Below are 13,321 nucleotides of genomic sequence, written 5' to 3'. Positions count from 1 at the left end.
TGGGCGTGCCCGGCGCGATGGTCAAGGCCGACGTGGGGGCCGACGGCGGCCTGACGCTCGACGAGCGGTTCTGGGTCGACGTCCCGCGGGGCTACCGCACGCACCAGATCCGGCTCGAGGGGGGCGACTGCTCGACCGACTCCTTCTGCTATCCTTCCGTTTGAGCCTTTGACGACCGCGGCAGGCCTCTGGTTGACCGTGGTCGCCAGCGGCGTCTTCCACGGCCTCAATCCGGCGATGGGATGGCCGCTGGCGGTGGCCGCCGGCCTGATGGGCCGTGGGTGGCGCGACCTTCTGGGCGCGCTGGGGCTGCTGGCGCTGGGGCATTTCCTGGCGATGGCCGGCATGCTGGCGCCGTTCAGCCTGCTGACGGCGCTTCTGCCGTGGGCGCGCGCCTTGCGGATCGGCGCGGCGCTGCTGGTGATCGCGGCCGGCCTCTGGCTCTTGCTGCGCCCCGGGCATCCGCGCTTCATCGCCCGCATCCGGCCGACGCAGCTGGCGCTGTGGTCCTTCGCCGTGGCGACCGCGCACGGCGCCGGGCTGATGCTGGTTCCGATCTATCTCGGCATCTGCGAAGGCCGGGGCCTCGACCCGGGCCACCGCGCCGCCGGCGCCCTGATCGGCGGCGACCTGGCGACGGCGATCCTGGTCTCCGTCGTCCACACCGCGGCGATGATCCTGACCGGCGGCCTCATCGCCGTCGTGGTCGAGGCCTGGCTCGGCCTGCGCTTCCTCTCGCGCAGCTGGATCAAGCTCGACGGCGTCTGGGCGGCGTGCCTCGTCCTGGTGGGCGCCGCAGCCCTGGCGCTCGCCTGGCCCAACGGGCCTTGAGCGCTGCAAGACGGCGCTTGCGACTCCTCCGGGGCGGCGGCAAACCGGGGCCATGTTGATCGTGCTCTCGCCGGCCAAGGCGCTCGACTTCACCGCGCCTTCGGCCGCCGCCCCGCTCACCACGCCGCAGCTCGGCGAGCACACGGCCGAGCTCGCCAAGGTCACCCGCAAGTTGACCGCGGCGGACCTGCGCCGGCTGATGTCGCTCTCGGAGTCCCTGGCCAAGCTCAACCGCGAGCGCTTCCAGGCGTTCGACCCCGCGTCGGAGGAGGGCCTGCAGGCCGCGTTCGCCTTCAATGGCGACGTTTACGCCGGCCTTCGCGCCCGCGAGCTCGACAAGAAGGCGCTGGCCTGGGCGCAGGACCACGTCCGCATCCTCTCGGGCCTCTACGGCGTGCTCAGGCCGCTCGACGCCATCCAGCCCTACCGGCTGGAGATGGGCGCGCGGCTGAAGACCAAGCGCGGCCACAGCCTCTACGACTTCTGGGGCGCGCGCATTTCCGCCGCGCTCAACGAGGCGGCCATGGGGCACAAGGACAAGACCCTGGTGAACTGCGCCAGCGGCGAATACTTCGGCGCCGTGGACCGCGCGGCGTTGAAGCTGCCGCTGATCTCCTGCCGCTTCCTGGAGGAGAAGGACGGCGAGGCCAGGATCATCTCCTTCTACGCCAAGAAGGCGCGCGGCCTGATGGCGCGCTTCGCCATCGACCACCGGATCGACAAGGCGGCGGACCTGAAGGGCTTCGACGTCGCCGGCTACCGTTTCGATCCGGCCCGGTCGACCGAGGAGGAGCTCACCTTCGCCCGCCCGCAGCCCGATCCCCCGGCCGCGGCGAAGCGCAAGGCGGAGGAGGCGTGAGACTTGCCCTCTCCCCACGCAAAGCGCGGGGAGAGGGCGTTACGCCGCCCCGGCCAAGAACCCCGTCGGGTCCTTCAGGAAGGCGTTGAAGTCGCCGATGCAGCCGCGCCAGGCGTTGAGATGCATCAGCATCTCCGCCCGGCCGTCCTTGGGGAACAAGAGGCTGGAGTAGAGCACATGCGCCCGGCCGCCCTTGTCCTGGTAGAGCCGGCACATCACCGAGGTCTGGTTGAAGGCGTTGACCTGGGCCAGCGTCGGCGAGCCCTGGCCGCCGCCCTGGCGGTCGAACAGCAGCGCCTGGCAGGCGCCCCCTTGCGCGTCGCAGCCGGCGAACTGGGCGGAGAAGACCTCGGTCGGCGAGGTGACCGTGAGGAAGACCGCGTCGCCGTCGCGCCGGGCGATCTCGGCCTTGGCGCTGAGGCTGGCCAGCAGCCCGACCAGGGCGGCCGGATCGCGCGCGTCGAGCGGACCTGCGTGCGCCGCCGGGGCGGCGGCCGCCGGCTTGGCAGGCCTGGCGGCCGGCTTCGGAGCCGCGGCCATGCAGGCCAGGGCGACGACGGCGAGGGCGAGGGACTTGCGCAGCATGGCGCCGGCTTAGCAAACCCGCCAGCCGGACGGGAACATCTCTCGGGCGCTCCGGACGCCGGGATGGCGTGAATTAACCTGAGGCAGTAAACTTAGCCGTGTTCCCCTGGAGGGCTGCATGGGCTTCACTATCCTCGTCATCTTCGTGATCCTGGCCGCGGTGGTCGCGCTCGGCGCGATCAAGATCGTGCCGCAGGGTCGCGAGTTCACCGTCGAGCGGTTCGGCCGTTACACCCGCACCCTGAAGCCCGGCATCAGCTTCCTCACCCCCTTCGTCGAGACCATCGGCCGGCGGGTCAACCTGATGGAGCAGGTGCTCGACGTGCCGCGCCAGGAGGTGATCACCAAGGACAACGTCACCGTCCAGGTCGACGCCATCGTCTTCATCCAGGTGATGGACGCGGCCGCCGCCGCCTATCGGGTCGACAACCTGCACTACGCCATCGCCCAGCTGACCATGACCAACCTGCGCACCGTGGTGGGCTCGATGGAGCTCGACGAGGTGCTTTCGCAGCGCGACCACATCAACTCGCGGCTGCTGACCGTCATCGACGAGGCGACGAGCCCCTGGGGGGTCAAGGTCACCCGCATCGAGATCAAGGACCTCCAGCCGCCGCCGGACATCACCAACGCCATGGCCCGGCAGATGAAGGCCGAGCGCGAGCGCCGCGCGGTGATCACCGAGGCCGACGGCGAGAAGCAGGCGGCGATCGCCCGCGCCGAGGGCTCCAAGCAGTCGGCGATCCTGGAGGCCGAGGGCCGCCGCGAGGCCGCCTTCCGCGACGCCGAGGCGCGCGAGCGCTCCGCCCAGGCCGAGGCCACCGCCACCGAGCTGGTCTCCAACGCCATCGCCAAGGGCGACGTGAACGCGATCAACTACTTCGTCGCCCAGAAGTACGTGGAGGCCTTCGGCAAGCTGGCCGACAGCCCGCAGCAGAAGACGGTGATCGTCCCGGCCGACATGGGCTCGCTGGTGGGCTCGATCGCCGGCGTCGCCGAGCTGGTGAAGTCGATCGGCGCGGACGGGCCCGCGCCGCCGCGGCCGCGCGGCCGCGTCCCGACCACGGACGGCTAGGGCGATGTTCCTGTTCACCGATCTCTATCTCGGCCACTCGGCCTGGATCTGGGCCGCGGTCGGGGCGGCGCTGCTGGCGGCGGAGGTGCTGGCCGGCTCGGGCTGGCTGCTGTGGCCGGCGGCCGCGGCCGGAATCGTGGCCGTCATCGACGGCTTCAGCGACCTGCATTTCAAGGCCGCCGTTCTGATCTTCGCCGGCCTCACCATCGTCTCGACGCTCACGGCGCGCCGCTACTTCCCGCGCCGGCGGTCCGCGGAAGGACAGGACATCAACGACAACATCGCCCGCCTGGTCGGCCACGAGGGCCGGGTCGTGGTCGCCTTCGAGGGCGGGGCCGGCCGGGTGTTCGTCGACGGCAAGGAATGGCCGGCGGAGCTGGAGGCCGGCGAGACGATCGCCGCCGGCGCCCGGGTCGCCGTGGCCGGCGTCTCGGGCGTGCGGCTGAAGGTGCGCGAGCTCTAGAACCACAGGCGGGGGCGGCCCGTAAGACGGCCGGGCCCGGCGAAGCCATCTCCTCGGCGATCGGGGTGGCGCGTCATCTTGACCCGTCACGGATCGCGGCGCTTATGTGCGGCCCTAAAAAGCAACACCCAGGAGAGTAGCGAGATGAGGCCGATCAAATGGGGGCTGGCCATGGCCCTGTGCGCGGCGGTGCTGGCGCCGGTCGCGGTGAGCTCGGCCCCCAAGGGGGCCGCCCCGGTCTCTGACGCCCAACGCAAGCAGGGCATGAGCGAAGCCCCTGCCGCCGTGCAGTCGGCCGGCGTCGGCTGCCAGGTCAGCGACGCGCGCTTCATCGGCAAGGCCAACGACCCCAAGACCAAGGTCGAGACCAGCTATTACGAAGTCGCCTGCGGCCAGACCATGGGCTACATCCTGCAGGCGCCGAAGGGCGGCCAGGCGACGGCCTTCAGCTGCGTCGAGATGATGCAGGCGCCCGGCCAGCCGGCCAAGGAAGGCGCGCTCAGCTGCGCGCTGCCCGGCAACTCCGACCCGAAGGCGCAGCTTGCGCCGCTGCTGGCCAGGGCCGGCGTGCAGTGCGTGCCTGAGAAGGCCCGCGGCATCGGCCAGACCAAGACCAACACCTTCCTCGAGGTCGCCTGCCAGGGCGGGTCGGGCTATGTGCTGATCGCGTCCTCGCCGCTCGACACCGCCAAGCCCGCCGAAGCGCAGAACTGCCTGAACTTCGACGACCAGGGCGGCAACGTGAAGTGCGAGCTGAGCGACAAGGCGACGCGCCTGGCGGTGGTCGACAAGTTCGCCCAGCAGGCCAACAACGGCTGCGTGGTCAAGGATCGCCGGTTCGTCGGCAACTCGAAGGACGGCTCCGACTTCTTCGAGACCTCCTGCCAGGACGGCAAGGGCTACATCTACAAGGTCAGCAACGGCGCGCTCGCCCAGACTTGGAGCTGCGCCCAGGCGCAGAACATCCTCGGCGGTTGCACCCTGACCGACTCGCGCCAGGCGACCGCCGATCAGGCCGCGCTCTACACCAAGCTCGCCCACAACGCCGGCTCCGCCTGCGACGTCGACCGCTACGCCCTGTTCCCGCAACGTGGGAACGAGGAGGTCGTCGAGCTGGCCTGCAAGGATGGCAAGGGCGCCGTCGGCATCTTCCCGGCCAGCGGCAAGGGACAGGTGATGGACTGCGGCCATGCGCTGGCGGCGGGCTACAAGTGCGGCCTTTCGAAGGACCCGGGCTATGCCTCGCTGACCGACGACCTGAAGAAGTTCGGCAAGAACAGCTGCTCGGTCTCCAACGCGCGCATCAGCGGCAAGACGGCGAAGGGCACTGTCATGGTCGAGGTGGCCTGCGCCGACGGCCTGAAGGGCTATGTGATCGAGTTCAACACCGCTCCTGCGATCAGCGCGGTCGGCGCCACGGCCTGCGCCTTCGCCGGCGGCTGCCAGCTGCCCGGCAACGTCTGAGGGCGGGCCGCGCCCTCCCCATGAATGGGGAGGGCGATTGCTCACGCCCCCGTCTCCGTCATCCCGGACGGTCTGTAGGGCCGATCCGGGACCTCCGCGTCGTCCCGCCTGAGCGGCTTCGGATCGGCGGGGACGGCGTCCGGCGCCCGAAGGGTCAGCTCGCAGCGCACGCCGCCGACGTCGTAGCTGAGCCGCGAGGGCTGCAGGTCGTGCATCGCGCGGCCGATCAGGCGCGAGCCGAAGCCTTTGCGGGTCGGCGCGCTGACCGGCGGGCCGCCGCTTTCGGACCAGCAGATCCGCGCGCCGGCCTGCACCCGCCACCACGTCAGGGTCACCTGGCCGGCGTCGCTCGACAGCGCGCCATGCTTGGCGGCGTTGGTCGCCAGCTCGTAGAACACCAGCGCGAGGTTGAGGGCGTCCGTCGGCCCGACCTGCAGCTCGGGGCCGCTGATCTTCAGCTGCGGGCTGGCGAAGGCGCTGAGCGTTTGCCGCGCCAGCTCGCCGAGTTCGGCGCCCTCCCAGTCCGCCCGCGTGAGCAGCTCGTGGGCGCGGCTCATGGCGATCACCCGGCCCTCCAGCGCGTCGTGGAACTCCTCGACCGTCCCCGCTCCGGTGCGGGTGTGCAGCGCCACCGCCTGGACGGTGGCCAGGGTGTTCTTCACCCGGTGGTTCAGCTCGTTCATCAGCAGCTTCTGGCGCTCGTCGCGCTCGCGCACCGCGGCGAGCGCCGAGGCGAAGGCCCGGCTGAGGCCGTCCGTCTCGGTGAGGCCGGTGTGGGTCGGAAACGTCGCGGCCCGCCCGGCGACCCAATCCGAGGCCGCGGTCGCCACGGTCTCCACTGGCCGCGTGATCTGGCGGCCGATCCTGAGGGCGAGCAGGATGGCGGCGGCGAGCAGCAGGAGGCCGATGAACAGGCCCAGAAGCATCGCTTCGCGGACTGCGCCCAGGGTTTCGTCGCGCGGCGCGGCCACGATCGCGGTCCAGCCCGCGTCCGGCGTCCGGGCGGAGGCGACGATCGTCGGCTTGCCCTCGAGGCGAAGGTTGCGGGCGACGCCGCCAGGCTGAGCCGTGAGCGCGGCCCTCAGATCGGCCGGCGCCAGCCTGCCGACCATTCGCGTGCCCCCGCGGCTGTCGGCGACGACCTGCCCGCGGCCGTCGAGGACGCCGGCCGACCAGCGAGGCGGCAACCCCTGGCGCGCCAGGACCTTTGCAAAGTTGCCCGCGCGCGTCACCACGCTCAGCCGGACGGGTTCTCCGTTGTCCAGCCTCAGCGGCTTCATCACGATGGTGATGTACTGCTTGCTTACCGTGCCCCAGACCAGGTTGGAGATCTTCGCGCCGGCCCGCGCTCCCGACCAGCTCGACACCGGCGTCTGGATCACCGTGACGGGCGCATCCGGCGGCCTGGAGGTGTTGACGTACTGGCGCCCATCGGCGCCGCGGATCGAGATCCAGCTTTCGGAATCGTCGAGCGCTGCGCGAGCCTCAGCGTCAAAGGCCCGCCAGTTCGCCTGCCGCAGGTTCGGCGAAGTGGCCAGCGCGCTGACCGTCGCGACCTGCGCGGCGATCCGTCCGTCGACCACCAGGGAGAGCGCCTGCGCCGCCGCGGCCAGCTGCCGCTCCTGGGTGCGGTGGGCCTGGACCTCCAGGCTCCACAGGAGGCCGCCGGTCAGCAGCAGGGCGGGGAGCAGCAGCGCGACCACCAGCAGCACCAGGCGGGCGCGGATCGACAGCGGCTGCGCGTGCCTTGCCTCCGCCATGCGCCGCCTCCCGGTCATCGCGGACGCCCCCCCGCGTGCAGTGCCGCCCCGGCCGGCTCGATAGCATTCTGACGGAACGCTGTCTTCTCAGTTGGTTAAATGGTCAACCCGCAAGCGTCTCCAGGAAGCGCGCCGGCTGGCCGAGGTGGGGGGCCGTGACCTCGTCGTCGCGCATCACGATTCGGCCGCGGATGACGGTGGCGATCGGCCAGCCCTTGGCCTCCATGCCGTCGAACGGGGTCCAGCCGACCCGGCTGGCCATCATCGCGTGGGTGATGGTGCGGCGGGCCTTCAGGTCGACGATGGTCAGGTCCGCATCGAAGCCGGTGGCGAGCCGGCCCTTGTCGGCCAGGCCGAAGATGCGGTTGGCGCCGTGGCTGGTCAGGTCGACCAGCCGCTCCAGCGTCAGCCGGCCCTCGGCCACGTGGGTCAGCATCACCGGCAGCAGGGTCTGGACGCCGGGCATGCCGGAAGGCGAGGCCGGGTAGGGGCGGGCCTTCTCCTCCGAGGTGTGCGGCGCGTGGTCGGAGCCCAGCACGTCGGCGACCCCGTTGGCGACGCCGCTCCACAGGCCCGTCCGATGCTCGGCCCCGCGGATCGGCGGGTTCATCTGGGCGTAGCCCTTCAGCCGCTCGTAGGCCTCGGGGCCGGCCAGCGTCAGGTGCTGCGGCGTGACCTCGACGCTGGCGACGTCCTTGTGCGCGGCGAGGAAGGCGATCTCCTCGCGGGTGGTGACGTGCAGCACGTGGATCCGCTTGCCCAGGCTGCGGGCGATGCGCACCAGCCGCTCGGTCGACTGGATGGCCGACTGGGCGTCGCGCACCTCGGGATGGCTGGTCCAGTCGCCGGTGCGGGCCAGCGGCCGGCGCTCGGCCAGGCGGTACTCGTCTTCGGAGTGGAAGGCCGCCCGGCGGCTGACGTGGCGCAGCACCTGCTCGACGCCCGCGTCGTCCTGCACCAGCAGGCTGCCGGTCGAGGCGCCCATGAAGACCTTGATTCCGCAGCAGCCCGGCAGCCGCTCCAACTCGCCCAGGAAGGCGGCGTTCTCATGGGTGCCGCCGACATAGAAGGCGTGGTCGCAGTGCATCCGGCCGGCGGCCCGGCCGAGCTTGTCCGCCAGGGCGTCGGCGTCGGTGGTGGTGGGCTCGGTGTTGGGCATCTCGAAGACGGCGGTGACGCCGCCGAGGACCGCGGCGCGGCTGCCGGTCTCGAGGTCTTCCTTCCACTCCATGCCCGGTTCGCGGAAGTGGACCTGGGTGTCGATGACGCCCGGCAGGACGGTCAGGCCCGAAGCATCGAACACCTCGCCGGCGGAGGCCTGGGCGAGGTCGCCGATCGCCGCCACCTTGCCGCCGCGCACGCCGACGTCGGCCAGGCCGCGCCCCGCATGGTTCACCACCTCGCCGCCGCGAACGATCAGGTCGAAGGTCTCAGCCATGGCGGGGGTCCTTATGCGGGCGGCGCGGACGCCTTCGGCTCGGTGTCGGCCAGCAGCGCGCGGGCGGCCTCGTAGACCCGGTCGACGCTCAAGTCCATCATGTGGCAGACGGCCTGGTTGCGCCCCGGATCGATGGCCGAGATCTCCGCGAAGCTGTGCCCGCCGCGGATCACGCGCGTGTGCGCCCCCCAGGGGGCGTACTTCCGCTCGTCGGAGGGACCGAACAGGCCCAGCGTCGGCGCGCCGGCGGCGGCGGCCAGGTGCATGGTCCCGGAATCGTTGCCGACGAACAGCCGCGCGCGCTGCAGGCAGGCATAGGCGGTGACCAGGTCGACCTGGCCGGCGAGGTCGATGAAGCGGTTGCGCGGCACGCAGTCCTTCAGGCCTTGGGCGGTCTTGCGCTCGCCGGCGCCCCCCAGCACCATCAGCCGCCCGCCCCGCATCGGCCCGTCGGAGCCCAGCAGCCGCATGGCCACGCGCGAGAAGCGCTCCAGCGGCCAGGTCTTGCCGACCCAGTTGGCGGCGGGCGCCATGGCCAGGATCGGCCCCTGGCCGGCGGTCAGGTCCGCGGCGTAGGCCTCGACCTCGGGCGAGACGTAGATGTAGGGGGCGGCCGGCTCGTCCTCGATCTTGAGGACCCGGGCGGCCTCCATCACCTTGTGGATCGGCTCGCCGGCGATCTTGCGGTGGACGGCGCGGCGCCTCGTCGAGATCAGCCGCGAGATCGCCGAGCCGCGCAGGTCGACCACCAGGCCCCAGCGCCGCTTGCGCACCTTGCGCCACAGGTCGAACCAGTGGCTGCCGTCCTTCTGCTTGGCGAAGACGATCACCTCGTCGAGGTTCGGCAGGAAGCTGAACAGCGGGGCGGCGGCCGGGCCCGCGACGATGGTGAAACGCGCGTTCGGGATCTCGTCGGACAGCCGCTTGATCAGTCCAGACGAAAGCACGGCGTCGCCGATGTTGGTCGCCGTGATGAAGAGAATGGGGAAAGACCCGCGAGCCATCTGGCGTCTATATGCCGGCGCCCGCTGGCGCTCCGCAACCGCCGCGCCCAAATTGGCTGCATGACGAACACGCCGATCTACGCCGAGCTTTTGAGCCGCGCCCTGATCTCGGTGAGCGGCCCGGACTGGCGCAGCTTCCTGCAGGGCCTGCTGACCCAGGACGTCGAGACGCTTTCGCCCGGCGAGGCGCGGCTGGCGGGGCTTTTGACGCCGCAAGGGCGGCTGCTGTGGGACCTGTTCGTGATGGGCCGGCCCGACGGCGCCTGGCTGGACGTGGCGCGCGAGCACCGCGAGGCGATCGTCCAGCGGCTGAGCCTGTACCGGCTGCGGGCGAAGGTGGAGATCGGGCTGGAAGAGGCGGCGGTGTCGGCGCTGTTCGAAGCGCAAGATCCTCCCCCCCCGGGGGAGGTGGCGCGAAGCGCCGGAGGGGGCTTCCACTCAGATGCTGCCGACAGCCGGTTCGTCGAAGCTTCTGAGCGGAAGCCCCCTCGGTCGGCTTCGCCGACAGCTCCCCCAAAGGGGGAGCATCTTTGGATCCAAGATCCCCGCCTTCCCGCCCTCGGCCAGCGCGGATATGCGGCGTCGACGCCCGAAGACGCTGAAGTCGCCGACGAGGCCGCCTACGACGCCCATCGCCTGGCGCTCGGCGTTCCCGGGCCGGCCGACTGGGGGGCGGAGAAGACCTATCCGATCGAGGCGAACTTCGACCTGCTGCACGGGATCGACTTCCGGAAGGGCTGCTTCGTCGGCCAGGAGACCACCTCGCGGATGAAACGCCGCGGGCAGATCAAGAACCGCATGCTGCCGATCGCCTTCGACGGCCCGCCGCCCGCGTTCGGCGCCGAGGTGCTGGCGGGGACCTTGCGCGCCGGCGAGGTGCTCGCAGGCGTCGAAGGCCGCGCCATGGCGCTGCTGCGGCTGGACCGCATCGGGGGCGAACTGACCGTTGACGGCAAGCCGGTGCGGGTGGAGCGGCCGGGCTGGATGGCTGAGGCGCTGGGCGAGGACGCCTAGCACCTCCCACCGGTGTGGGAGCGGCGCGACCGCGACCATTCGAAGCCGCCGCTGAAAAGCCCGCTTGTGCCGACCGCCCGGCTCGGCTGAAAGTCCGCGCCGATGGACGCTCCCCTCCAAAGGTGCAGCTGGCGCGGCATGGCCGGCGACCCGCTCTACGAGGCCTACCACGACATCGAGTGGGGGACGCCGGAGTACGATTCGCGCGCGCTGTGGGAGAAGCTGGTGCTGGACGGCTTTCAGGCCGGTCTCGCCTGGATCACCATCCTCAGGAAGCGGCAGGCGTTCCGCTCCGCCTTCGACAATTTCGATCCCGAGAAGGTCGCCCGCTACGGCGACGCCGATCGCGCCCGGCTGATGGCCGACGCCGGCATCATCCGCTCGAACGCCAAGATCGACGCCGCCATCGCAGGCGCGAAGATCTTCCTCGAGATGCGCGACCGCGGCGAGGACTTCTCCGAGTTCTGCTGGAGCTTCACCGGCGGCAAGCCGCTGCAGAACGCCTGGACCGAGGCCGGCCAGCCGCCGGCCCAGACCGAGCTCGCGGTCGAGGTCTCCAAGGCCTTGAAGGCCAAGGGCTTCAAGTTCGTGGGCCCGGTGATCGTCTACGCCTGGATGCAGGCGGTCGGCATCGTCAACGACCACCTGACCTGCTGCTTCCGGTATGAGCCGGTAAAGGCGATGGCCCGCTGATGGCAAAAGGACCGACGCTCATTCTCGAGAAGGCCTTCGTCGACGGGCCGGTCTGCGGGGTCGACGAGGCGGGGCGCGGGCCCTGGGCCGGGCCGGTCAGCGCCGCGGCGGTGATCCTCAACCCGAAGAAGGCCATCAAGGGCCTCGACGACTCCAAGAAGCTCTCGGCCAAGACCCGCGAGGTGCTGGAGATCGAGATCAAGGCCAAGGCCCTGGCGTGGGGCGTCGGCTTCGCCTCGGTCCAGGAGATCGCCGAGCTCAACATCCTGCACGCCACGGGCCTGGCCATGCGCCGGGCGGTCGAGGCGCTGGCGACGGCGCCGAAGTACGCCTTGGTCGACGGCAACTATCCCTTTCGCCTGCCCTGCGAGGTCAAGACGGTGGTCGGCGGCGACGCCAAGTCGAAGTCGATCGCCGCCGCCTCGATCCTGGCCAAGGTCGCCCGCGACCGGCTGATGGTCGAGATGGACGGGCTCTATCCCGGCTACGGCTTCGCCAGGCACAAGGGCTACCGCGCCCCGGTCCACGCCGAGGCGCTGCTGACGCTGGGCCCCTGCGAGATCCACCGCAGGGCCTGGGGGCCGGTGAAGCTGGCGCTGATGGGCAAGGACCCGCTGCTGGCGTTCGAGGACGCCCTGCAGGAGGAGCTGCCGTTCGACGCGGCGGAGTAGGCGCATTCTCTTCCGCTTGTCCCCGCTTTCGCGGGGAAGACCGGTTCAGGGGGCGGTAACCTTTCGTTCACCATGTTTTGCAACCTGAATTTCACCATGAGCATGTGATCCCGGAGGCTTGAGTTCACGAGGTTGCAATGGCGTATCCGGCCGAGACCATCGTCCTGGGCGACTGCCTGGAAGAGCTGAAGAAGCTGCCGGACCGTTCGGTCGATCTGGTCTTCGCCGATCCACCCTACAACCTGCAGCTCGGCGGCGAGCTCCTGCGGCCCGACAACTCCAAGGTCGACGCGGTCGACGACGACTGGGACCGGTTCGAGAGCTTCGAGGCCTATGACGCCTTCACCAAGGCCTGGCTCGCCGAATGCCGCCGGGTGCTGAAGGACGACGGGGCGCTCTGGGTCATCGGCAGCTACCACAACATCTTCCGCGTCGGCGCGACGCTGCAGGACCTGGGCTTCTGGATCCTCAACGACATCGTCTGGCGCAAGTCCAACCCGATGCCGAACTTCAAGGGCACGCGCTTCACCAATGCGCACGAGACCCTGATCTGGGCCACCAAGAGCCGCGGCGGCAAGCGCTACACCTTCAACTACGACGCCATGAAGATGGCCAACGACGAGCTGCAGATGCGCTCGGACTGGACCCTGCCGCTGTGCACCGGCGAGGAGCGGCTGAAGGACGAGACCGGCGCCAAGGCCCATCCGACCCAGAAGCCGGAAGCCCTGCTGCACCGGGTGATCCTGGCCTCGACCAAGCCCGGCGACGTGATCCTCGATCCGTTCTTCGGCACCGGCACCACCGGGGCCGCGGCCAAGCGGCTGGGGCGCAAGTTCATCGGCATCGAGCGCGAGGAAGCCTACGCCAAGCTGGCCAAGGAGCGCATCGCCCGCGTCCTGCCGGCGGCGCCGGAAGAGGTGATGGTCACCGGCTCCAAGAAGGCCGAGCCGCGCATCCCCTTCGGCCAGATCGTCGAGGCGGGCCTCCTGCGCGCCGGCGACGTGCTCTACGATCCGAAGGGCCGCCACGCCGCCAAGGTGCGCGCCGACGGCAGCCTGGTGGTGGGCGACCTCTCCGGCTCGATCCATAAGGTGGGGGCCCTGGTGCAGTCGGCGCCGGCCTGCAACGGCTGGACCTACTGGCATTTCAAGTCGGACAAGGGGCTGGCGCCGATCGACGTGCTACGGGCCAAGGTGCGCGGCCAGATCGCCATCTAGCCTTAAGCGGCGTTAGAGCAGGTTCGACAGCCCCGCCTTCGCCGCCTTCAGGAACACGCTCGGCAGGGCCTCGAGGTCGCGCCTCGGACTCCAGATCACCCCCTGGGCCTCGCCCTCCGCGCGCAGCAGCTGCAGGGTCAGCGAGAAGTGTGTGAAGACGTTGTCGACTTCGCCGACGCCGCGCCAGGGCGCTGCGGCCGGTGCGGCGGCCAGCGCCTCGGCCTCGCTCCAGCGCGCGGCGCGCCAA

General features: G+C 70.7%; 14 protein-coding genes and 1 pseudogene. 10 read left to right on the top strand and 5 right to left on the bottom strand.

Going from position 1 to position 13,321, the window contains the following annotated elements:
- The first annotated feature begins 17 nt into the window (after positions 1–17).
- The 3 genes from VJS38_RS20980 to yaaA are packed head-to-tail and all read left to right on the top strand — an operon-like array spanning position 18 to position 1,690.
- Entirely contained in the window at positions 18–164 is a 147-nt protein-coding gene (locus tag VJS38_RS20980) for a selenium-binding protein SBP56-related protein (RefSeq protein WP_414692411.1), read from the top strand.
- A gap of 4 nt (positions 165–168) precedes the next feature.
- Complete coding sequence (locus tag VJS38_RS05275; RefSeq protein WP_324087106.1) at positions 169–831, top strand: hypothetical protein; 663 nt, start codon at positions 169–171, stop codon at positions 829–831.
- A 52-nt stretch (positions 832–883) separates the two neighbouring features.
- Positions 884–1,690: a peroxide stress protein YaaA gene (gene yaaA, locus VJS38_RS05270; RefSeq protein ID WP_324087105.1), complete on the top strand. Its 807-nt coding sequence runs from the start codon at positions 884–886 to the stop codon at positions 1,688–1,690.
- Between the two features lie 39 nt (positions 1,691–1,729).
- On the opposite strand, the gene VJS38_RS05265 is transcribed toward yaaA, so the two are convergent.
- Complete coding sequence (locus VJS38_RS05265; RefSeq protein ID WP_324087104.1) at positions 1,730–2,275, bottom strand: hypothetical protein; 546 nt, start codon at positions 2,273–2,275, stop codon at positions 1,730–1,732.
- A gap of 118 nt (positions 2,276–2,393) precedes the next feature.
- On the opposite strand from VJS38_RS05265, the gene VJS38_RS05260 reads away from it, so the two are divergent.
- The 3 genes from VJS38_RS05260 to VJS38_RS05250 all read left to right on the top strand — a co-directional run bounded on the left by VJS38_RS05260 (position 2,394) and on the right by VJS38_RS05250 (position 5,277).
- The gene (locus tag VJS38_RS05260; protein ID WP_324087103.1) at positions 2,394–3,350 is read left to right on the top strand and encodes an SPFH domain-containing protein; all 957 of its coding nucleotides are present in this window, start codon (positions 2,394–2,396) and stop codon (positions 3,348–3,350) included.
- A gap of 4 nt (positions 3,351–3,354) precedes the next feature.
- On the top strand, positions 3,355–3,813 hold the full coding sequence (locus tag VJS38_RS05255; RefSeq protein ID WP_324087102.1) for an NfeD family protein: 459 nt from the start codon (positions 3,355–3,357) through the stop codon (positions 3,811–3,813).
- A gap of 144 nt (positions 3,814–3,957) precedes the next feature.
- Positions 3,958–5,277 (top strand): hypothetical protein, encoded by a 1,320-nt coding sequence (locus VJS38_RS05250; protein WP_324087101.1) that lies wholly within the window; start codon positions 3,958–3,960, stop codon positions 5,275–5,277.
- A 41-nt stretch (positions 5,278–5,318) separates the two neighbouring features.
- On the opposite strand, the gene VJS38_RS05245 is transcribed toward VJS38_RS05250, so the two are convergent.
- From VJS38_RS05245 to VJS38_RS05235, 3 genes are all read right to left on the bottom strand, one after another.
- Positions 5,319–7,037, bottom strand: coding sequence for a sensor histidine kinase (locus VJS38_RS05245; protein ID WP_324087100.1), 1,719 nt, complete (start codon positions 7,035–7,037; stop codon positions 5,319–5,321).
- 103 nt (positions 7,038–7,140) lie between these two features.
- The gene (locus VJS38_RS05240) at positions 7,141–8,475 is read right to left on the bottom strand and encodes a dihydroorotase (protein WP_324087099.1); all 1,335 of its coding nucleotides are present in this window, start codon (positions 8,473–8,475) and stop codon (positions 7,141–7,143) included.
- An 11-nt stretch (positions 8,476–8,486) separates the two neighbouring features.
- Positions 8,487–9,479: a glycosyltransferase family 9 protein gene (locus VJS38_RS05235; protein ID WP_324087098.1), complete on the bottom strand. Its 993-nt coding sequence runs from the start codon at positions 9,477–9,479 to the stop codon at positions 8,487–8,489.
- Positions 9,480–9,539: 60 nt separating this feature from the next.
- Here VJS38_RS05235 and VJS38_RS05230 point away from each other — a divergent pair, with 60 nt between their 5' ends.
- The 4 genes from VJS38_RS05230 (at position 9,540) to VJS38_RS05215 (ending at position 13,074) form a co-directional block, all read left to right on the top strand.
- Complete coding sequence (locus VJS38_RS05230) at positions 9,540–10,493, top strand: folate-binding protein YgfZ (protein WP_324087097.1); 954 nt, start codon at positions 9,540–9,542, stop codon at positions 10,491–10,493.
- 102 nt (positions 10,494–10,595) lie between these two features.
- On the top strand, positions 10,596–11,186 hold the full coding sequence (locus VJS38_RS05225; RefSeq protein WP_324087096.1) for a DNA-3-methyladenine glycosylase I: 591 nt from the start codon (positions 10,596–10,598) through the stop codon (positions 11,184–11,186).
- Complete coding sequence (locus VJS38_RS05220) at positions 11,186–11,857, top strand: ribonuclease HII (protein ID WP_324087095.1); 672 nt, start codon at positions 11,186–11,188, stop codon at positions 11,855–11,857. The genes VJS38_RS05225 and VJS38_RS05220 overlap by 1 nt, the downstream gene beginning before the upstream one ends.
- Positions 11,858–11,994: 137 nt before the next feature.
- Positions 11,995–13,074, top strand: a complete 1,080-nt coding sequence (locus VJS38_RS05215) for a site-specific DNA-methyltransferase (RefSeq protein WP_324087094.1) — start codon at positions 11,995–11,997, stop codon at positions 13,072–13,074.
- 12 nt (positions 13,075–13,086) lie between these two features.
- On the opposite strand, the pseudogene VJS38_RS05210 reads toward VJS38_RS05215, so the two are convergent.
- Positions 13,087–13,321 (bottom strand): annotated as a pseudogene (locus VJS38_RS05210) (A/G-specific adenine glycosylase); the annotation flags it as partial.

It is taken from the genome of Phenylobacterium sp. (genome assembly GCF_035276905.1).
Lineage (GTDB): Bacteria > Pseudomonadota > Alphaproteobacteria > Caulobacterales > Caulobacteraceae > Phenylobacterium.
Note: the sequence above shows the minus strand (reverse complement) of the source record. Positions and strands in the feature narration are given on the sequence as shown.

Coding starts and splice junctions, on each gene's coding strand:
- VJS38_RS20980 (WP_414692411.1), top strand. CDS start 18: ATGGTCAAGGCCGACGTGGGGGCCGACGGCGGCCTGACGCTCGACGAG.
- yaaA (WP_324087105.1), top strand. CDS start 884: ATGTTGATCGTGCTCTCGCCGGCCAAGGCGCTCGACTTCACCGCGCCT.
- VJS38_RS05265 (WP_324087104.1), bottom strand. CDS start 2,275: ATGCTGCGCAAGTCCCTCGCCCTCGCCGTCGTCGCCCTGGCCTGCATG.
- VJS38_RS05260 (WP_324087103.1), top strand. CDS start 2,394: ATGGGCTTCACTATCCTCGTCATCTTCGTGATCCTGGCCGCGGTGGTC.
- VJS38_RS05255 (WP_324087102.1), top strand. CDS start 3,355: ATGTTCCTGTTCACCGATCTCTATCTCGGCCACTCGGCCTGGATCTGG.
- VJS38_RS05250 (WP_324087101.1), top strand. CDS start 3,958: ATGAGGCCGATCAAATGGGGGCTGGCCATGGCCCTGTGCGCGGCGGTG.
- VJS38_RS05245 (WP_324087100.1), bottom strand. CDS start 7,037: ATGGCGGAGGCAAGGCACGCGCAGCCGCTGTCGATCCGCGCCCGCCTG.
- VJS38_RS05240 (WP_324087099.1), bottom strand. CDS start 8,475: ATGGCTGAGACCTTCGACCTGATCGTTCGCGGCGGCGAGGTGGTGAAC.
- VJS38_RS05235 (WP_324087098.1), bottom strand. CDS start 9,479: ATGGCTCGCGGGTCTTTCCCCATTCTCTTCATCACGGCGACCAACATC.
- VJS38_RS05230 (WP_324087097.1), top strand. CDS start 9,540: ATGACGAACACGCCGATCTACGCCGAGCTTTTGAGCCGCGCCCTGATC.
- VJS38_RS05225 (WP_324087096.1), top strand. CDS start 10,596: ATGGACGCTCCCCTCCAAAGGTGCAGCTGGCGCGGCATGGCCGGCGAC.
- VJS38_RS05220 (WP_324087095.1), top strand. CDS start 11,186: ATGGCAAAAGGACCGACGCTCATTCTCGAGAAGGCCTTCGTCGACGGG.
- VJS38_RS05215 (WP_324087094.1), top strand. CDS start 11,995: ATGGCGTATCCGGCCGAGACCATCGTCCTGGGCGACTGCCTGGAAGAG.